Annotated in this window: 18 protein-coding genes, 3 tRNA genes and 1 pseudogene; 10 read left to right on the forward strand and 12 right to left on the reverse strand. The window is 31.5% G+C overall.

All coding sequences use genetic code 11. From position 1 onward, the window contains the following. The first annotated feature begins 43 nt into the window (after window positions 1-43). The 3 genes from B3578_RS03740 (at window position 44) to B3578_RS03750 (ending at window position 4,694) form a co-directional block, all read left to right on the forward strand. A complete protein-coding gene (locus B3578_RS03740; protein ID WP_221855776.1) occupies window positions 44-532 on the forward strand; it encodes a hypothetical protein in 489 nt (162 codons plus the stop codon). 67 nt (window positions 533-599) lie between these two features. Further along, window positions 600-3,287: a PD-(D/E)XK nuclease family protein gene (locus tag B3578_RS03745; RefSeq protein WP_291047085.1), complete on the forward strand. Its 2,688-nt coding sequence runs from the start codon at window positions 600-602 to the stop codon at window positions 3,285-3,287. Between the two features lie 138 nt (window positions 3,288-3,425). Next, window positions 3,426-4,694: a dicarboxylate/amino acid:cation symporter gene (locus B3578_RS03750; protein ID WP_280037926.1), complete on the forward strand. Its 1,269-nt coding sequence runs from the start codon at window positions 3,426-3,428 to the stop codon at window positions 4,692-4,694. Window positions 4,695-4,776: 82 nt separating this feature from the next. Here B3578_RS03750 and B3578_RS03755 read toward each other — a convergent pair. Beyond that, window positions 4,777-5,093, reverse strand: a pseudogene (locus B3578_RS03755) (GNAT family N-acetyltransferase). A gap of 102 nt (window positions 5,094-5,195) precedes the next feature. Then, window positions 5,196-6,317, reverse strand: coding sequence for a metallophosphoesterase (locus B3578_RS03760; protein WP_312066987.1), 1,122 nt, complete (start codon window positions 6,315-6,317; stop codon window positions 5,196-5,198). 266 nt (window positions 6,318-6,583) lie between these two features. Between B3578_RS03760 and B3578_RS03765 the strand changes: the two genes are divergently transcribed. Next, the gene (locus B3578_RS03765) at window positions 6,584-7,831 is read left to right on the forward strand and encodes a GTP-binding protein (RefSeq protein ID WP_284583857.1); all 1,248 of its coding nucleotides are present in this window, start codon (window positions 6,584-6,586) and stop codon (window positions 7,829-7,831) included. A 245-nt stretch (window positions 7,832-8,076) separates the two neighbouring features. On the opposite strand, the gene B3578_RS03770 is transcribed toward B3578_RS03765, so the two are convergent. The 6 genes from B3578_RS03770 to B3578_RS03795 form a co-directional block, all read right to left on the reverse strand. After that, window positions 8,077-9,084 (reverse strand): cytochrome d ubiquinol oxidase subunit II, encoded by a 1,008-nt coding sequence (locus B3578_RS03770; protein ID WP_284583858.1) that lies wholly within the window; start codon window positions 9,082-9,084, stop codon window positions 8,077-8,079. Between the two features lie 2 nt (window positions 9,085-9,086). Continuing rightward, the gene (locus B3578_RS03775; RefSeq protein WP_114999963.1) at window positions 9,087-10,424 is read right to left on the reverse strand and encodes a cytochrome ubiquinol oxidase subunit I; all 1,338 of its coding nucleotides are present in this window, start codon (window positions 10,422-10,424) and stop codon (window positions 9,087-9,089) included. Between the two features lie 104 nt (window positions 10,425-10,528). Further along, window positions 10,529-10,888, reverse strand: coding sequence for a hypothetical protein (locus B3578_RS03780; RefSeq protein ID WP_125350396.1), 360 nt, complete (start codon window positions 10,886-10,888; stop codon window positions 10,529-10,531). Between the two features lie 18 nt (window positions 10,889-10,906). Beyond that, window positions 10,907-11,908 (reverse strand): acyl-ACP desaturase, encoded by a 1,002-nt coding sequence (locus tag B3578_RS03785; protein WP_286495596.1) that lies wholly within the window; start codon window positions 11,906-11,908, stop codon window positions 10,907-10,909. A gap of 9 nt (window positions 11,909-11,917) precedes the next feature. Beyond that, on the reverse strand, window positions 11,918-12,652 hold the full coding sequence (locus tag B3578_RS03790; RefSeq protein ID WP_125350403.1) for a lysophospholipid acyltransferase family protein: 735 nt from the start codon (window positions 12,650-12,652) through the stop codon (window positions 11,918-11,920). Window positions 12,653-12,716: 64 nt separating this feature from the next. Then, the gene (locus B3578_RS03795; RefSeq protein WP_221855789.1) at window positions 12,717-13,118 is read right to left on the reverse strand and encodes a hypothetical protein; all 402 of its coding nucleotides are present in this window, start codon (window positions 13,116-13,118) and stop codon (window positions 12,717-12,719) included. A gap of 101 nt (window positions 13,119-13,219) precedes the next feature. On the opposite strand from B3578_RS03795, the gene B3578_RS03800 reads away from it, so the two are divergent. Then, window positions 13,220-13,471, forward strand: coding sequence for a hypothetical protein (locus B3578_RS03800; RefSeq protein ID WP_291047087.1), 252 nt, complete (start codon window positions 13,220-13,222; stop codon window positions 13,469-13,471). A gap of 379 nt (window positions 13,472-13,850) precedes the next feature. Here the strand turns inward: B3578_RS03800 and B3578_RS03805 are convergent, their stop codons facing one another. The 4 genes from B3578_RS03805 to B3578_RS03820 all read right to left on the reverse strand — a co-directional run bounded on the left by B3578_RS03805 (window position 13,851) and on the right by B3578_RS03820 (window position 14,595). After that, a complete protein-coding gene (locus tag B3578_RS03805) occupies window positions 13,851-14,156 on the reverse strand; it encodes a hypothetical protein (RefSeq protein WP_291047088.1) in 306 nt (101 codons plus the stop codon). A gap of 149 nt (window positions 14,157-14,305) precedes the next feature. Next, window positions 14,306-14,379, reverse strand: a tRNA-Arg gene (locus tag B3578_RS03810). 27 nt (window positions 14,380-14,406) lie between these two features. Next, window positions 14,407-14,481 (reverse strand) — tRNA-Pro (locus tag B3578_RS03815). A 30-nt stretch (window positions 14,482-14,511) separates the two neighbouring features. Then, window positions 14,512-14,595: transfer RNA gene (locus tag B3578_RS03820), tRNA-Ser, on the reverse strand. A 145-nt stretch (window positions 14,596-14,740) separates the two neighbouring features. On the opposite strand from B3578_RS03820, the gene B3578_RS03825 reads away from it, so the two are divergent. The 5 genes from B3578_RS03825 to B3578_RS03845 all read left to right on the forward strand — a co-directional run bounded on the left by B3578_RS03825 (window position 14,741) and on the right by B3578_RS03845 (window position 18,669). Next, window positions 14,741-15,655 carry an N-acetylmuramoyl-L-alanine amidase gene (locus B3578_RS03825; protein WP_291047089.1) on the forward strand — a complete coding sequence of 305 codons (915 nt, stop codon included), beginning with the start codon at window positions 14,741-14,743 and terminating at the stop codon, window positions 15,653-15,655. A gap of 156 nt (window positions 15,656-15,811) precedes the next feature. After that, window positions 15,812-16,186 carry a VOC family protein gene (locus B3578_RS03830; RefSeq protein WP_038333665.1) on the forward strand — a complete coding sequence of 125 codons (375 nt, stop codon included), beginning with the start codon at window positions 15,812-15,814 and terminating at the stop codon, window positions 16,184-16,186. Between the two features lie 2 nt (window positions 16,187-16,188). Then, the gene (locus tag B3578_RS03835; RefSeq protein ID WP_180906344.1) at window positions 16,189-16,437 is read left to right on the forward strand and encodes a hypothetical protein; all 249 of its coding nucleotides are present in this window, start codon (window positions 16,189-16,191) and stop codon (window positions 16,435-16,437) included. A 3-nt stretch (window positions 16,438-16,440) separates the two neighbouring features. Further along, the gene (locus B3578_RS03840) at window positions 16,441-17,007 is read left to right on the forward strand and encodes a pentapeptide repeat-containing protein (RefSeq protein WP_180906343.1); all 567 of its coding nucleotides are present in this window, start codon (window positions 16,441-16,443) and stop codon (window positions 17,005-17,007) included. Between the two features lie 429 nt (window positions 17,008-17,436). Continuing rightward, the gene (locus B3578_RS03845) at window positions 17,437-18,669 is read left to right on the forward strand and encodes a hypothetical protein (protein WP_114999950.1); all 1,233 of its coding nucleotides are present in this window, start codon (window positions 17,437-17,439) and stop codon (window positions 18,667-18,669) included. Window positions 18,670-18,701: the final 32 nt, after the last annotated feature.

Consider the following 18,701-nt stretch of genomic DNA (forward strand, 5'->3'; position numbering starts at 1 on the left):
AGCGACTAAATATTTTTAGTCGCTTTTTTTATATATTTAACTTATGCTTTTCAAAAATAAAACATATCAAATAACGACAAATCTTTCTGATCAAGAAGTTTTTAAAATACTGAATGATAATACAGAAGAAAAAAGAATTCGTTTTTCTAAAAGTAAATATGAATTTGAAGGGATAGTTTATAAAGATCATTTCAATTTGATGAAAACGATTAGCGGACGAAATAGTTTTAATCCTCAAATTATTGGTCATTTCAATACCAACGACAATAAAACCACTATTGTTTACAATTTAGAATTAAACTCTTTTGTTTCAATATTTTTCATTGTTTGGATAAGTATTGTGACTTTATTTTTTATAATCTCACTTTTTCAAATTATTACTAATGGAATTCATAATTTTTTACCTTTAATTTCTATTCCGATGTTATTTTTTGGATTCATATTATATTTTGTTGCTACAAAAATGTCTGAGGATAAAATCACTGAAACTTTTGAAAAATTATTTCAAGAAAAAGTTCAAGAAGTAAAATAATTCAACGCCACGAATTGTCTCTCAAAATCCTTACTTTTACAACAACTCAACGAAAGAAAATTTCAAAATGGCTCAATTCATAGAAAATGTTGTAAAAGATTTAGTCCAAAATCAAAAAAACTTTATCAACACCACTTTAGTTTTACCAGGAAAACGTCCCATGTTATTCTTCAAACAAGAATTTCAGCGTCAAGCGCAAAATATCATTCTTCCACAAATGAAAAGTATCGAAGAATTGATGAGCGAACTTTCTGGTTTAGAAATTATTTCTGGAATTAATCTATGGTTCAAAGCGTATCAAGCCTATAAAAAAATCGTTGACAAGCCTGATTCTTTCGAAGATTTTATCAAATGGGGACCAACTGTTTTGAAAGATTTCGATGATATCGATGCTTCTTTGCAACCTGCGCATAAAGTTTTAGACTATTTGATTTCGGTAGAACGAATTAGTCAATGGGGAGATGGAAAAATTGAGATTGGGAAAAATGAAATCATTCAAAATCACTTAACGTTTTGGGGAATTGTTTCAAAATTATATTTTCAATTACAACAAGATCTGTTGGATTCGAAAGAAGGTTATGCTGGGATGGTTTTTAGAATCGCAAGTGAAAAGGTTGAAGAGATTGTCGAAAACAGAACTTCACATTATGTTTTTGCTGGTTTTAATGCCTTGACAAAAGCAGAACAAGCACTAATTTTTCGATTAGAAAAAGAAAAATTAGCCACTTTATATTGGGATGCAGATAAATATTATTACGAAAATCCGAATCAAGAAGCTGGTTCTTTTCTAAGAAAATACAAAGAAAAAATAAAACCTATCAATTGGGTGGTTGATGAATTTTCGAGACCAAAAAATTTACAGACAATTGGTGTTGCAAAACAAGTTGGACAAGCAAAATATATTGCAGATTTAATTAGAAATCTCAACGAAGATGAGATAAAAAATACCGCGTTGATTTTGGCTGATGAATCTATTTTACCAGCAATTCTCAATTCGTTGCCCGAAAATATCACACATCTCAACATTTCGATGGGAATTCCGTTACGTTCTGTTCCGTTAGCGCAATTTTTCAAATCAATTTTTGAGTTGCAAATGAATCGGGAGAAGTTAGGAAAAGGAACCATGTTTTATTTCAAAAATGTCTTACAAATTCTTGAAAATAAAACATTATCTCTTTTTAGCACAGAAGAAAGTCGAAGATTAATCGGTGATATTCGTTTACAAAATAGAATATTTAATTCTCAAAATTCGATTCAAAATGCCTTAAGAGAATCAATCTTTAAATCTATTTTTCATATTCCGAAAAGCATCACTGAATTTATTCATCATCTAAAAAATTGGACAGACGAATTACTGCATCATCCTTCGATGAACGATTTGTTGACAAAAGAATATTTGTTCTTTTTCAAAAAAGTTTTCAATCAATTGCACGAAAATTTGTTGAGTGTTGATGATATCAAAGATTACAGAACCTTGTTTTTATTGTACAATAAAATCGTTTCTTCCGAGACAATTTCCTTTATTGGAGAGCCTTTGAAAGGTTTACAATTGATGGGATTATTGGAAACTCGTTTATTGAATTTCGATAATATTATCATGACTTCTGTGAATGACGAAATTTTGCCTTTGGGACGACAAAACAATACATTTATTCCGTATGACATTCGCAAACAAATGAAATTGAATACATTTACCGAAAATGATTCGATTTATGCATATCACTTTTATCGTTTGATTCAGCGTGCGAAAAACGCTTATTTCGTGTACGATACCGAAGCTGACGGAATGGGTTCTGGAGAAAAATCTCGCTTTTTGGCTCAAATCAAATTTGAAAGTAATCACGAAGTGAAAGAAACTTTTGCTGCTCCAAGTTTTGTTACAAAACCTTTGAAAGAAATCATTGTTCCTAAAACTGACGAAACAATGGCTAAACTTCAAAATTGGGCTGAATATGGAATTTCACCTTCTTCACTTTCGACATATTTACGCAATCCGTTAGATTTTTATGAACAACGTGTTTTTAATGTAAATGAAGTCGAAGAAGCCGAAGAAATTGTAAGCGCAAGAACGTTAGGAAACATTGTACACGGAGCTTTAGAGGATTTGTACACGCCTTATATTGGACATATTTTGCATGAAAATGATTTCAAAAATATCGAAAAAATAAAAGATAAAACCTTACAAAAACATTTTAGCAAAGAATATAAAGATGGGCATTTAGATAAAGGACCAAATTATTTGATTTATAAAATTGCAGAGCGAATTGTAGATGGCGTTTTGTCTAAAGATACAACTACTGCAAAAGAAAATGAATTTGTTATTCGAGCTTTGGAGAGCAAGCTCGAAGTTGATTTTACACTTACAAATGGCAAAATTGTAAAACTGAAAGGGGTGATTGATAGAATTGATTCTGTCAATAATCAAACTCGAATTATTGATTACAAAACTGGTTATGCGAAAGATATTTCGGTTAAAACCGAAGAAATAGAAACCGTTTACAAAAAAGAAGATAAAGCCAAACAATTGCAATTAATTTTCTATGCTCATTTATTTTATGCAGACAAAAAAAATCTAAATAAAGACATTGAATTGTGTATTTATCCGATCAAATTTCCAAATAAAGATTTAATTAAACTTTCGGTTGATAAAAATACAACCATCGATTATTCGATTGTCGAGAATTCTAACGCGCCAATGTCAACATTAATTGAAGAGATTTTAAATCAAGAAATTCCGTTCAAACAGCCAGAATAGTACACAATACACTATAAAGAAAACCCTTTATAAATACTACATACAAAGGGTTTTATATTTTATTTGGTGTATAAATTGATTTATATTCTTAATAATTTGCTAAAAAATAGTAGTTTTGGAAAAGTTTAAAATCGCATAATGAAAAACAATAAACTTTTTATAGCTATTATTATTGCCCTTCTTATCGGGGTTGCGCTTGGAGGATATGTACATTATAATACCTCGCCAGAATTTATTAAAACATTTTCGACTAACATAAAACTTCTTGGTACTATTTTTATTCGTCTTATTCAGATGATTATTGCGCCTTTAGTTTTCTCAACATTAGTAGTTGGTATTGCTAAAATGGGTGATATGAAAATGGTTGGACGTGTTGGTGGACGTGCAATGGGTTGGTTTATCACAGCTTCACTTACTTCTTTGGTGATTGGTGCTATTGTTATCAATGTAATGAAACCTGGAGAAGGATTGAATATTGAAATCGATTCAAGTTCTGCTCAAGATTTATTAAAAGGTCAAGCTTCGCTTACATTAGAACATTTCATTACACATATGATTCCTAAATCTGTTTTCGAATCATTTGCAACAAATGAAATCTTACAAATCGTTGTTTTCTCTATTTTCTTTGGTGTCGCAATGGCAGCTTATGGAAAAGAAGGCGAAATGATTACGAAAGCGTTAGATAAAATTTCGCATATCGTTTTAATCATGGTTGGATATGTAATGTGGACTGCGCCATTAGGAGTTTTAGGAACTATTTCTGCTGCTATTGCAACGTACGGATTCGGTATATTCTTACTTTATGTTAAATATTTAATCGCCTTCGTAATTGGTATTTTGCTTCTTTGGGCTGTTTTAATTTTGGTTGGATATTTCATCTTAGGAAAACGAGTAATCGACTTATTAAGACACATCAAAGCGCCATTATTAATCGCTTTCTCTACAACTTCATCAGAAGCTGTATTCCCAAAATTAGTTGAAGAATTAGAAAAATTTGGGGCTCAAAAGAAAATTATTTCGTTTACTTTACCGCTCGGATATTCCTTCAATTTAGATGGATCGATGATGTACATGACGTTCGCGTCGCTATTTATCGCGCAGGTTTATGGAATTCACATGCCGATCGAGAAACAAATTTTGATGTTATTAGTCTTAATGCTTACTTCAAAAGGTGTTGCAGGTGTGCCAAGAGCTTCATTAATTGTAGTGGTTGCAACTTGTTCGATGTTTGGAATTCCACCAGAAGGAATCGCATTGATTTTACCAATCGACCATTTCTGTGATATGGCTCGTTCGATGACGAATGTTCTTGGAAATGCTTTATCGACTGTTGCAGTTGATAAATGGGAAGGACACGTCGCAATTGAGCAAACATATACACACGATGATGATCATCACAAAGCTTAAATAAATTGCTTTTCAAAAATATTACAAGAAATGCGACCTGATTAAGGTCGCATTTCTTGTAATAATCTCATTCGTTAACCGATTACAATTCGTTATAGTTAGAGAATTTAGGATGAACAATTCGTTTCCATTCCGGATGTTTCTTGATGTAGGCATATACATAAGGACAATACGGAAACAAAGGATTTTTATGTTCCTCCAAATAAACCAATGTTTTTTCAACCAAAGCAGCAGCAACGCCTTTTCCTCCTAATTCTTCAGGAACTTCGGTATGAATCAATTGATAATATCATCTTCTTCTTTATAATCTATAAAAGCGATGTATCCGTCTACATTCAGCTCAAAACGAAAAGCTGATTCATTTTTTACAACCTGTAAAGGAATTAATTCTTCATTCATATTATTTCTTTTTTTATGACAATAATCCGATAAAAATCTGTTATCAGAATTGATATACATCAAAAAAGCAATCAAAAACTTTGATTGCTTTTTCCTAATACTTTATACTGATTTCAACTCTATTAATGTTATTTCTGGCCAAACACCTACTCTTCCTGGGTAAAAATGATAACCAAATCCGCGATTTACATTGATAATCTTTCCTTCAAAATCATAAAAACCTGCCCATTGCGGATACACATATTGCGCCGGACTCCAACGCAAACCAATTTTCGGAACTTCAATTCCTAATTGCATTCCATGCGTATGTCCAGACAAAGTCAAGTCAAAATGTTTCGGATGATTTTTCAATATCTCATTCCAATGCGAAGGATCATGAGACATCACAATTTTAAAATCTTCTGTATTTACATAATTCGAAGCTGCATCAATATCACCTAATTTCTTAAATCGTGTTCCCCAATTCTGAACGCCAATCAATGCAATTTTTTCACCATTCTTTGTAATAAATCGGTTTTCATTCAATAATAATTTCATTCCAATCTTAGGGAAAATCGCTTTAATTTTCTCAAAATTATCTTGCTTTTCTTCCTCCGTTTTCCAATCCGAATATTCTCCATAATCATGATTTCCTAGCACTGCAAAATTTCCGTGCGGCGCTTGTTTTATTTTAGAAAAAACATCGTACCATTTGTCCATTTCCCAATGAAAATTATTCACAATATCACCCGTAAACAATAGTATATCAAACTCTTGTTGATTAATTAAATCCACTGCATATTCTATTTTCTCACGATTGTCCAAACTTCCCGAATGAATATCCGTTATATGTAAAATCTTGAAACCATCAAACGATTTTGGTAAACGTTGATATGCCAATTTTTTCTTGATTACCTTGAAATTATATTTTCCTAAAGTCATTCCATAAATCAAACTAAAAAAAGGTATTGAAGCTACTATTAATCCAGAAATCATTACAAATTTTCGACGAGAAGGTAAATAAGAATCTTCTTTTGTTTGATGATTTGTTGCACGATTAAATAGCCACCCAAAGCCTCTAAAAATATCTTGAACCAAGAAAAATAGAACCAAAATAATTCGAGGAAAACCAAACAACATAAACAAACCTGTTGCCCACATTGTCGTTTGCGTTTGACCAACATTACGATCAAAAAAGATTAGATTATATCCAAAATTACCCAAAACAAGTAACCACAAAAGCATATTCCCGAAAAGAATATACTTATTTTGAATGAATTTTTTAAAATTATAATACAGGTAAATTTCAAGTACGATTGAAATAATTATTGACGTGATAACACTATAAACAAACATTATTTTATTTGATTTTGAACAAAAATAAAAGAAATCTTTCTAACAGTGATTTATTATTAAATTCTTAACAGAACATTATAAAATTTATAGATGATTCTACACAAAAATTTGCGTGATAAAAACGTAACTTTGTAGCATATTTTTAAGCATAAATTATGAAAAATAGACTACCTGTAACGGTACTTTCTGGATTTCTTGGAAGCGGAAAAACGACACTTCTTAATCATATATTACACAATAAAAAAGGACTAAAAGTAGCAGTTATCGTGAACGATATGGGCGCAGTAAATATTGATGCGCAAATGGTTTCTCGCGAAAATGATTTAATTCAAACGGATGAAAAATTGGTTGAATTAAGCAACGGTTGCGTTTGTTGTGAATTACGAGAAGATTTGATCGTAGAAATAGAGAAGTTGGCACAATCAGGGAAATATGATTATTTGGTTATCGAAAGTTCTGGTATTTCTGATCCAGGTCCTATTGCGCAGTCATTGGATTTTGTTTCGCCAGATGGTAAAATTGATTTGCCAAAAGTTGCGCGTTTAGATACGTTGGTAACTGTAGTTGACGCTTATAATTTCTTCAAAAATTTAGGAACTGATGAAGATGTTTTTGATCGTGGTTTCACAGAAAATAGAGACGATAATCGTCCGATTGTAAATCTTTTAATCGATCAAATTGAATTTTCGAATGTGATTATTCTAAATAAAATGGATTTGGTTGAAGAAGAAACGTTGATGAATATTGAAGCGTTTGTGACAAAATTAAATCCTTCTGCTAAAATAATTCCTGCAAGTTTTTCTCACGTTGAATTAACTGAAATTTTGAATACCAATCTATTCGATTTCGAAAAAATTCAGGATATAGACGCCTGGGTAAAATTATTAGAAGAGCAAGAAAAAGAGGAACATCACCATCACCATCATCACGACCATGATCAAGAATGTGGCGAACATTGTACACACGAACACCACGATCATTTGGAAGAAAAATATGGAATGACTTCTTTTGTTTACAGACAAAAAATTCCATTTCATGCAGAACGTTTTTTAACCTATTTGAATGATAATTTTCCAGCAACAATTTACCGTTCAAAAGGTTTATTTTGGTTAGCAAATCGTCCTGATGAAGCTATTTTCTTGAGTCAAGCTGGTGGTAGTATCCGAATTGATCCTGCGGGGGCTTGGTGGTGCTCGATGCCATATGACGAAAGAATTCAGTTTGCAGCGTATCAATTTAATCAAAAAACGATTGAAGCCAAATGGTCGAAAGAATGGGGAGATCGAATGATAGAACTTGTTTTCATTGGACAAGGTTTGGATAAAGAAAAAGTTACACAAGAATTAAACTCTTGTTTGCTGAATGAGCAAGAAATTGCTGAATGGCAAGCAAAACATAATTAAAATAAAAGAGCCTTATTTCGAATTGAAATAAGGCTCTTCTCTTATCATCCTTGTTCTAAAGATTTAAATAGATTTATTTCATTTATCAAATTCACTTGTTCTTTTCTAAGGCTCGGTTAATTACAAACAGCTATGTTTATCCTATCCCGAGGACTCAGTTGATTGTAAACAGATGTGTTTGTAATAAAATCTTCTTGACAAACATTACAAACAAGTATGTTTGTAATAAAATTTGGAACGGATATTTATATTTTTTGTTTTTGATTGAATGAATAAATCAAGTAAAACAAGAATGGTAAAATAAATATCGAGCCGAGTAATAATGCCCAAGCTAACATATTTATCGTACTCAACGCACCGTAATCTGTTAATAAAGATAATGTTGAACCATCTTTAAATAATACCAAATTTGGAAAATGCGAATAAGTTGCCGCAAATAAAATCATCATCACAATAATTCCTGCGTAAACTTTCAACAAAGAATCCTTCGCTTTATTTAAGGCTGAAAGTAATAATACAATCGAAATTGAAGCAATTGCAATTGCGATATAACCGTAAATTTCTGATGTTATCCAACTAAATAATGGAATGTTTTTCCAAAGTGAAACTGCAAATACCAATGCACCAGCAACAAAAATTAAAGCTGTATAAAGCTTCGCACGTTTTCTTAAAATCACTTTATCTTCTTCGTTTTTAACAGTTTGAATTGAATAAACCGAAGCCAAGAAAGCACAAATCACAACAGTAAAAATTCCAACTGAAAAATTAAACCAACTTAGCCACGAAAATATATATGCATCTTGAAACGAAAATGCATTATCATCAATACTTCCTGAAACGATAGATCCTGCAATTATTCCCAAAAACAAAGGCGTCACAACACTTGAATAGGTAAAAATGACATCGTACAGATTGTGCCATTTATCATTGATTGCATCATAATTTCTAAACGTAAACGATGTTCCACGCGCTATGATTCCTAACAACATAATCACTAACGGAATATGTAAATAATTAGAAACATCTGCATAAACCTTAGGAAAACCGACAAACAAAATTACAATGGCAATGATTAACCACATATGATTTGCTTCCCAAATAGGTCCAATCGAATTGTACATAATCTTCTGCGTACGTTTTTTGTAACTCTTTTCAGAGAATAATTCGACAATTCCAGCACCGAAATCTGCTCCACCTAAAATTAAATATAAACAGATGGCAACCCACAAAAATGCTATTACTACGTAAATCATACTTAATGTTTTTCTGGTTTATAATTTGGATCTTCTGGATCGTAAAGCTTCGCAACCATTTGTATTTGTCGATTCATTAAGAACACTAAAATAATGGACAATGTAATGAATACAAACGTGAAAATGTAAAACGAATATTGTATTCCTGGCATTGGCGTGATGGAATCTACCGTTCGCATAATTCCGTAAATAATCCACGGTTGACGACCGACTTCTGTTACCGTCCAACCTGCTTCTAAAGCGATGTATCCGAAAGGTGTCGCAATCATAAACAATTTATAAAACCAGCGTTTTGTTCGCCAATCTTTCTTAAAAAATTGCGCAATCAAATAAATAACAGCTATTCCCATCATCAACATTCCGAATGTTATCATAATCTGAAAAGCATAATGTACAACTGCCACAGGCGGCCATTCATCTTTCGGAAATTCTTCTAGACCTTTTACAGGTGTTTTGAAATCTGAATGAACCAAGAAACTCAATACACCCGGAACTTTTATCGCATATTTAATCTCTTCTTTTGATTCGTCCACTATTCCACCCAAAACAAATGAAGCACTTTCTTCTGTTTTGAAATGCGCTTCCATCGCAGCCAATTTAATCGGTTGACGTTTTGCTACATCTTTCGCCGAAATATCACCACTCAAAGGTGCTAACATTGCTGCTGTAATCGCTAAAACAGAACTAATTTTGAATGCTTCGCGATGAAAATTTACATTCTTACCTTTCAAAATAAGATAAGCATGTAAACCCGCAACCGCAAATCCAGTCGCACAAAAAGCTGCAATTGTCATGTGCAACGCTTGTGAAAACCACGCATCGTTGAACATAGCTTTTACAGGATCTATGTTTAAATATTCGCCATTTATAAAATCGAAACCTGACGGAGAATTCATCCAAGCATTTGCAGCAACAACCAAAATCCCTGAAGCTAAACCACTAATCCCTACAATTACACCACAAATCCAATGAAACCATTTATTGAATTTGTCCCAACCATAAAGGAAAAAACCTAAAGCAATGGCTTCAATAAAAAAAGCTGTTCCTTCTAACGAAAATGGCATTCCGAAAATTGGTCCAGCGTGTTCCATAAATTTAGGAAACAATAATCCTAACTCAAACGAAAGCATTGTACCAGAAACTGCTCCCGTAGCAAATAAAATTGCAACTCCCTTACTCCAAGCTTTGGTTAACCCTTTGTAAATTTCGTTTTTAGTTTTGAGGTATTTGTAGTGAGCGATTGCCATCATAAACGGCATCACCATTCCAACACACGAAAAAACAATGTGAAAGGCAAGCGACATCGCCATTTGACTTCTGGCAGCAATAAAATCGTCCATAAGTAGTTGTTTATAATTTGTTTGTTGGTTAAAGTTACTAAATAAAAAGAGGCAATTCGATTTTGAATTGCCTCTTTTTATATGATTTTGATTATATGTGATTTTCAAAAATTATTCAAATAATCTACATTCGGTATTTGATAAACTTTATTACTATCAAAATTTTTAATTTTATTACCCCTTACCATAATTCTTTTAGTTCCAGACTCTGTTGAAAAAATAATTTGAAAATCTTCATCAAAATTTTTAGAATCTATTTGTTTAGCTTTATTTAAAATAACTAAAAGTTGTTTTATCTGATTGTCATTTAATTGTTTTATTTCTGAAAATTTTCCATTTGAATTACTATCAGGTCTTTCTAATATAACTTCTTTAATTTCATTAATATTAGATGGATAATTTAACCTATCAATATTTGAACATGAAATTATAAATAGAAAAAGTAAAACAATCTTGATATACATCTTAATAAAATTGATTTTCTATTTAGCTGTCGCAGGAACTAACCACTTGAATTGTGGTCCTACTTCAGGAATTACAATACGTTGCGAAATTCTATCCATTCTATCTGGGAATTTCATGATATAATCTCTTGCTTTTTCAGCCTCAGCATTCAATCCAGAGATTTTATCTAATTGCCAAGCTTCAATTAATTTTCGCATAATATCGATGTAATCAAACGCTGTGTACACATTAATGCGTTGCGCTGCATCTGAAAACGCATCAAACAAAGTTCCTCTTTCTTCACCAGAAGCTCTTAAGAAATGCGCTGGCATTACAATTTTAAGTTTGAACATATGTTGAACAGCTAACATCATTTCAGAAGGATCAGCTTCGAAGATACGACGAACGAACTCTGTGTAAGCTAAATGGTGACGCATTTCATCTCCTGCAATAATTTTACACATACGCGATAATTTTTTCGCTCCGTATTTTTTTGCAATTGCTGATACATTATTGTGCGATACATAAGTTGCTAATTCTTGAAAACTTGTGTAAACAAAGTTTTTGTAAGGATCGTGTGCTGTTCCAATGTCGAAACCGTCATTTATCAAATGTTGCGTTGTTACTTCAACCTCGCGCATATTGATACGTCCTGATAAATACAAAAATTTATTCAAAACATCACCGTGACGATTTTCCTCTCCTGTCCAATGGCGAATCCATTTTGCCCAACCATTTTCTAGGTAATTTCCTTCTTCATCTACCACACCGTCCATTTGCATCAACCAAGATTCGTAGGTTGGCAAAGCTTCCTCGGTAATGGTATCACCAATCAATGTAATCCAGAAATCATCTGGCAAATCTTTCGAAAGCTCTTGTAATTCTTTGATTTCGTCAAAAAAAGAATCTGTTTGAGAATTCGGTAAAAAATCTGTTGGTTGCCAAATTTTATCGGCTGGAACTAAGAATTTGTCCATATAAGCATCAATATCTTTCTCAAGAAATTGCATTACTTCCAGGCGAACATTATTTATTGACATATAATTATTTTATGCGGTTATACTACTTTTTACAGTTTTTTCGGTAAGCTCGAATATTTCATCAAACTTATAGTCACTCACTTTTAAGGGTTTATGGTATTGTATCGTTACTTTCGCGCCCAAATACATCGGGAATTTACCCCACTTTTCTATTTCCCACGTATTATTTAGCGTAACGGGAACAACATAAGCGTCTTTAGCATATTTCGTCAAAACTTTCAATCCATTTTCTTTGAAAGCCTTTGGTACTCCATTTTTGCTTCTTGTACCTTCTGGAAAAATAATAGCTGAATAATTATTTTTCTGAATGTATTGCGCTAATTTTTTTATTTCCTCTATTGCTTGTTTTCCGTTCTTACGATCGATTAATGCAGAACCTCCATGCGTTAAATTGTACGATACACTGGGAATTCCTTTTCCCAATTCTATTTTCGAAATAAACTTAGGATGATAATCAGCCAAATCATATTCCAACGGAGAAATATCATACATACTTTGGTGATTACTCACAAAAATCAATGGTACATTTTGTTTCAAATTTTCTCTTCCTTTATAGGTATACGTTGTACCTAAAATTCTTGTCCAAAAAACCAAAAGACCATTCATCACTTTTACACTTTTGTGATGAGCAGCATAACCTCCCAAATTGTAGCACAACCATTGCACAACATGCATTACCAACAACGTTAATCCATAAAAAATATAAAAGATTATAGATAACGGATAACTTAAAATTTTCTTCAACATTAGAAATTTAGACAAATTTAATAAAAAATTATGCTAAGCATAATATATTTTTCTAGGCGATTTACTTTATTAATTTCAAAGTTAACTTTTCTTGATGAGCTTCATCATAAAAAGTAATTTGATTTGATGATTTTACTTTAAAATATGCAGTTTTTTGCAAATTTTGAATCAAATTTTGAGGAATTTCGCAATCAGAATTCACTTGTTTTAAATGATTAAAAATTATAGCTTGATCTATTTTGGTATAATCAGCCGTAATAATTCCGCAAACCGTTTTCATTACCATTTTTTTCGTTGCATCTTCAAAAATAATGTAATCTCCTCCATCATTTATATTCCATTTACCCGACAAATCGCTAATTTCTGAAGTCACAACTTTAGTTTCGGAAACTGTTTTGGTTGGTAAACAACTTGTTAATCCTAAAACAAAAAACAAAAGTATTGCTTGAATTGTATATTTCACGTGGTTTTATTTGTAACGAAGGTAGAAATATTTTGAATATTACGGATTGATTTTTTAAATATTCAATTTTATTAAGAAATTTGTTCTCTAAATAAGAAACAATGGCGAACACAAAGAAAGGAGAAGTTTTTACTGATCAAAATAACATCAAAAAAGTAAAAATAGAACGAAAACCAAGTTTTCCTAAAATCTATATTTTAACCGATGATTCTCAATTCGTGGAAGATGGTTTGTACGAATTAGATTTTTTTGAAACGCCAAGTGTGACTAATTTCAAATCTAAATTGAATCCAACTATTCCTGCAATTAACTTTAAACAATTGAGTGAAAAAGGAAAAGATTTTTTACAATAATATGCTGAAATAATTTTCTCTAAAAACACAATTAAATAACAACACAATATCCATTGTTGAAAAAATAGAATTCTACATTTTTTCTCCTACTTTCCTTCGAGGTTTCTTCGACCGTTGTTCGACGAAAATGCCGTTTCGTCGAACAACGGTCGAAGAATGGTCGAACAACAATCGAACAAACTAAAAAACAACTAAAAATTCATATCGCTCAAAACGATGATAAATAGAGGCATAAAAAAGAATTTTTCTTTTTACTAATTGAATAAATAATGATAGGACAAATACGGACACAAAAAATGTTTTTTTTATAATTATTCTAACTTTTTAGTATCTTTATGAATCTTCGTTTTTTGAAAAATCAATAAAAGACGAAAATTTATTAAAAACTTCCTCCGAAATTAGCACCTTCAAATAGTTTTAAAATTCCAAAAAAAGGAATAAAACTTAAAAGTAATACAAGATATAATTTCCTATTTTTATAGTTAAAAATAATGGATATTACTGAAAAAAGTGGACATAAAATAAAAGACCCAAATCCAGTAATAGCTATAAAATCGAACATAAAATTTTGATTTCTTGCTATTTCAGTTCCATCAATACTATACATAACAATAAAGCATAGAAAGAAGAATATTGTCAATCCTATAAATACTCTTGATATGTTGATTTTGGTTGGCTGATTCATACAATTTATTTGAATAAAAATAAGTAAACTTTACAGAAAGCATCTCACTGAAAATAGTGATTTACAATTTTGCTTAAAATTTGATTGTATTGAAGCAGTAATAAACAAAAAACCCATACTGATAATCAGTATGGGTTTTCTTTAGATTGTGATCCAGTCAGGATTCGAACCTGAGACCTACTGCTTAGAAGGCAGTTGCTCTATCCAGCTGAGCTACTGGACCAATCCAAAATTCTATTACTAAAATTCGTCGGGGTGGCAGGATTCGAACCTGCGACCTCCTGCTCCCAAAGCAGGCGCGATGACCGGGCTACGCTACACCCCGAGTGGTGTTTTATTTCTAGCTTTAAAAAAGCGGAGAGACAGGGACTCGAACCCTGGCATCGGTTTCCCGATGACAGATTAGCAATCTGCTCCATTACCGCTCTGGCACCTCTCCTAACTTTTAAAAATAAGACTGATTAGTCTCATAAAGCGGTTGCAAATATATATTGACTTTTATTGCAAAACAAGTCTTTTTAGAAAAAAAATTAAATTATTTGGCTTAATTTTGGCTATTCAAAAGACTATTTAGAACTAAAAGAATGAATTTTAAAGGATTAGTATTTTCGGCAATTTCTTGTTTTTTTATTTTGGCTAGTTGTGCAACTAAAACAGTTCCACCAAAAACAATTACAAAAGTAATTCGTGACACAGTCATTATCAATTCAAAAACAGATCAACCGGAAATGACTCGAGCTGCAAAACTCGACAAGTACAAGGTGACAACAGATTATTATCCATCTATTTCGCAAGATGAACGTGTACGATTTTTAGTGTTACACTACACAGCAATCAACACAGAGTTATCGTTAAAAGTATTGACTCAGAAAGATGTAAGTGCACATTATTTGGTAAATGATTATGATGACAAAACAATTAATCTTTTAGTTGACGAAACAAAACGTGCATGGCATGCAGGTGTTAGTAGTTGGAAAGGATTGGATAATATAAACTTTTCTTCTATTGGTATCGAAATCGTTAATCTTGGAAACAAAGGAACGGATGCTTATCCAAATTACACGCCTTATCCAGATTATCAAATCAAAAAAGTAGGTGAATTGACACAAGATATTGTAAAACGTTATAATATTTCTCCTTTTAATGTAATTGGGCATTCTGATGTTGCGCCAGGAAGAAAACCAGATCCGGGTCCACTTTTCCCTTGGAAAAAATTATATACAGATTACGGTGTTGGTGCTTGGTACGATGATACAGACAAGTATGTATTTTTGCAACAATATCCTTGGGATACAACAAGTTCCGTTTTTATCACACAAGTGCAAACTGATCTTAAGAAATATGGGTACAACGTTCCTACAAATGGAATGATAGACGCGCAAACAAAAAATGCAATTGTGGCATTTCAGATGCATTTCCGTCCAGAAAAATACGATGGAGTTGTAGATGCTGAAACTTGGGCAATCTTGAAAGCATTAAACAAAAAATATAATCCATAAATCAATTTTGATTTATAGTATGAAACTCCTACGTGTTAGGAGTTTTTTATGGAATAAACTTTCAGTAAAATAATATGAATAAATAGCTTAATTTTCATTAAAAATGGAATTGAGAGTTAAGAAAAATTGAAGTAATTTTATCCAAAATAATATAACATGGCTTTTAAAAGTTTGCGCCCAATTATTTGGACGAAAGATTTACAAAAAACAACAAAATTCTATAAAAAATTAGGATTTAAGATTGCTGATCAAAATGAAGATTGGATTTGGGCTTGCTTGCAAAAAGACGATGTAGAAATTATGTTGGCTTATCCAAATGAAGGAGCAGATTTTGAACGAGCTAATTTCACAGGTTCTTTTTATTTTGTTGTAGACAACGTAGACGAGTTGTGGAATCAAGTAAAAGATGATTGCGAAGTTGTATATGAAATTGAGACCTTTGAATGGGATATGCGCGAGTTTGCAATCTACGACAACAATGGTTATATCTTACAATTTGGACAAGAAATAGAAGTTACATTCGAAGATTAATTATGATCTCAAAACGATATTACAACATTATTTTAGCGATAATTATTCTTATTATTCCAATTGTTTTTTACATGATTATTAACACTATGGTTAGTATAAAATATGAAACCGACGGAGTTGACACTTGTATTTCTACTGTAACAGGAAAAAATCTTTGTTCGCAAATCGATCAACTAAAAGTTACTATTTATATTGACATGATTGTGATGATTTTCTGGTTAGCCTTAAGAAACTTAATCGTAAAAAAATAACTTATGGATTATCATTTCGAAGAAAAATTTGAACAAATTAATTTCTCAGAAAATCAAAATATATCTGGTGAATACGAGAATTGCGAGTTTATAAATTGTGATTTGAATGGATTAGATTTAAGCGATATCAAATTTATTCAATGTCAATTTATCGAATGTAATTTGAGTAATGTAACTTTAGAAAACACAAGCTTTCAGCAAGTTGAGTTTATGAATTGTAAAATGATAGGTTTTAATCTCGAAAATTCGAACAAATTTGGGTTAAGCATTTCATTTGAAAATTGTACGTTAAACGACTCATCTTTTTATGAATTACCGCTAAAAAAGACAAAGTTTAGCAATTGTTCTTTACAAAATGTAGAATTTTCTTTCGCAGATCTTAGTCAAGCTTATTTTATGAATTGTAATTTGGCTCACACCATTTTCTATCAGACCAATTTAAAGCAAGCCAACTTCAAAACGGCTTATAATTTCACGATAAATCCGAATGATAATCAATTGAAAGGCGCGCAGTTTTCCAAAGAAAATTGTGTTGGATTATTAGATTATCTTAGAATTACAATAAATTAAAAAAAGGTTTCGAATAAAATCGAAACCTTTTTTATGCTTTCTACTTATACTATTCTAATCAGAATAAATAATTTCAGATTATATTTTACTAAATCATAACATTTTAGAATAAATTACTTCTATATTTTATCAATTAGTCAATAATTATTTCTTGATTTAATAAATAATAAGATTATTATTGCATCTTTTTTTGATAAATTTTCTGAAATAAATCCAACTCAGATTATCAACTTAAAACTTTTCTTGACATTTTTTAAAGAAATTAAAAAAAATATTAGCGTATTATTTACACTAATAAAATAAAAAAGAAATTCTTTATCAAAAAAAGCATTATTATTATTCAATACATTATTTTAGATAAACTTAAGTCTATTAATTAAGTCAATACAAAATCACAAATAATGTACAACTAACACCATTTATTAAAAAATGAAAAAAATTTTTGTCGCAATTGCTCTACTATCCATTTTTGGAGCCACGGAATTGAAGGCTCAATATGCTTCTGAATATGACGGCGGTTTGGTCGTTAAATTAAATCCAGAAGGAAGTAAATATGTCCGATTTATTCTTTGGGGACAAACTTGGTTTCAGGATTACGAAGGAAAACACGCCAATGATGGATTTTCTATCAAACGAGCGCGCGTTCTTGCTTATTCACAAATCAATGATCGATTTATGATTTTAACACATTTTGGTGCAAATGGAATCTATGATAATAATCTTTCTCCGATGGGAAAAAGTACAGATGTATCGTTTTTCTTGCATGAAATGTTTTTACAATATAAGGTAACAAACAATTTAGCAATTGGTGCTGGAGTTCACAATTTTGGTGGAATTTCTCGTGGAAATGGTCAAGGTTCTATCAATATGTTGACCTTAGATAATAACAGAGCTGACTGGTCAACACTTGGTTTGTCTGATCAATTTTCAAATCATTTGGGAATGTTTGCAAAAGGGCGAATTGGAAAACTGAATTATCGTTTAGCATTAAGTGATGCTATTACTAATACTTTAGATGGAAACTCTTCGACAGTTTTAGAAAACGGACAAGAAAAGTATTTAGGAAAAGCGATACTTGGAGAAGGAAAATATGCGGTTTCAGGATATTTTGATTATCAATTTTTAGATCAAGAATCAAATGCTTTACCTTATCGCGTTGGAACCTATTTAGGAACTAAAAAAGTATTTAACATCGGAGCAGGATTTTTCAATCAAAGTAATGCAATTGTCAAAAAAGAAAATGATAATTTGATTGGAGAAAATGTAACTCATCTTGCTGTTGATGCTTTTTATGATGCGCCAATCGGAAAATCTTCTTCGATAACAGCTTATGCGAAATATCAAAATTCGGACATGGGCGAAAATTATGTACAAGGAAATGTTGTAGGAGATGGAAATCAGTTTTCTGGACATGTCGGGTATTTATTGCCTAAAAACATCAAAGAAGGAGAAGGAAAATTCCGTAATAGAATTCAGCCGTATGTAGGATATTCTTACAGAGATTTCAAAGGTCTAGTAAAGCCTGCAAACGAATTAAAATTAGGTGGAAACTGGTACATTGATGGTCAGAATGCTAAAATTTCTGTAGAATATCAAAAATCTTTCGATCAACCAAAACACATGGACGACATGATAACAATACAAGCAATGATATTATTATAAAAAAACACACAAGAATTAACACAAAAACACAT

The sequence above is a fragment of the Empedobacter sp. UBA1574 genome (assembly GCF_002322895.1).
GTDB classification, from domain to species: Bacteria; Bacteroidota; Bacteroidia; order Flavobacteriales; family Weeksellaceae; genus Empedobacter; species Empedobacter falsenii_B.

Bases quoted from the DNA above. Each gene is read 5' to 3' on its own strand.
- B3578_RS03740 (WP_221855776.1), top strand. From the start codon at position 44: ATGCTTTTCAAAAATAAAACATATCAAATAACGACAAATCTTTCTGAT.
- B3578_RS03745 (WP_291047085.1), top strand. From the start codon at position 600: ATGGCTCAATTCATAGAAAATGTTGTAAAAGATTTAGTCCAAAATCAA.
- B3578_RS03750 (WP_280037926.1), top strand. From the start codon at position 3,426: ATGAAAAACAATAAACTTTTTATAGCTATTATTATTGCCCTTCTTATC.
- B3578_RS03760 (WP_312066987.1), bottom strand. From the start codon at position 6,317: ATGCTTTTGTGGTTACTTGTTTTGGGTAATTTTGGATATAATCTAATC.
- B3578_RS03765 (WP_284583857.1), top strand. From the start codon at position 6,584: ATGAAAAATAGACTACCTGTAACGGTACTTTCTGGATTTCTTGGAAGC.
- B3578_RS03770 (WP_284583858.1), bottom strand. From the start codon at position 9,084: ATGATTTACGTAGTAATAGCATTTTTGTGGGTTGCCATCTGTTTATAT.
- B3578_RS03775 (WP_114999963.1), bottom strand. From the start codon at position 10,424: ATGGACGATTTTATTGCTGCCAGAAGTCAAATGGCGATGTCGCTTGCC.
- B3578_RS03780 (WP_125350396.1), bottom strand. From the start codon at position 10,888: ATGTATATCAAGATTGTTTTACTTTTTCTATTTATAATTTCATGTTCA.
- B3578_RS03785 (WP_286495596.1), bottom strand. From the start codon at position 11,908: ATGTCAATAAATAATGTTCGCCTGGAAGTAATGCAATTTCTTGAGAAA.
- B3578_RS03800 (WP_291047087.1), top strand. From the start codon at position 13,220: ATGGCGAACACAAAGAAAGGAGAAGTTTTTACTGATCAAAATAACATC.
- B3578_RS03805 (WP_291047088.1), bottom strand. From the start codon at position 14,156: ATGAATCAGCCAACCAAAATCAACATATCAAGAGTATTTATAGGATTG.
- B3578_RS03825 (WP_291047089.1), top strand. From the start codon at position 14,741: ATGAATTTTAAAGGATTAGTATTTTCGGCAATTTCTTGTTTTTTTATT.
- B3578_RS03830 (WP_038333665.1), top strand. From the start codon at position 15,812: ATGGCTTTTAAAAGTTTGCGCCCAATTATTTGGACGAAAGATTTACAA.
- B3578_RS03835 (WP_180906344.1), top strand. From the start codon at position 16,189: ATGATCTCAAAACGATATTACAACATTATTTTAGCGATAATTATTCTT.
- B3578_RS03840 (WP_180906343.1), top strand. From the start codon at position 16,441: ATGGATTATCATTTCGAAGAAAAATTTGAACAAATTAATTTCTCAGAA.
- B3578_RS03845 (WP_114999950.1), top strand. From the start codon at position 17,437: ATGAAAAAAATTTTTGTCGCAATTGCTCTACTATCCATTTTTGGAGCC.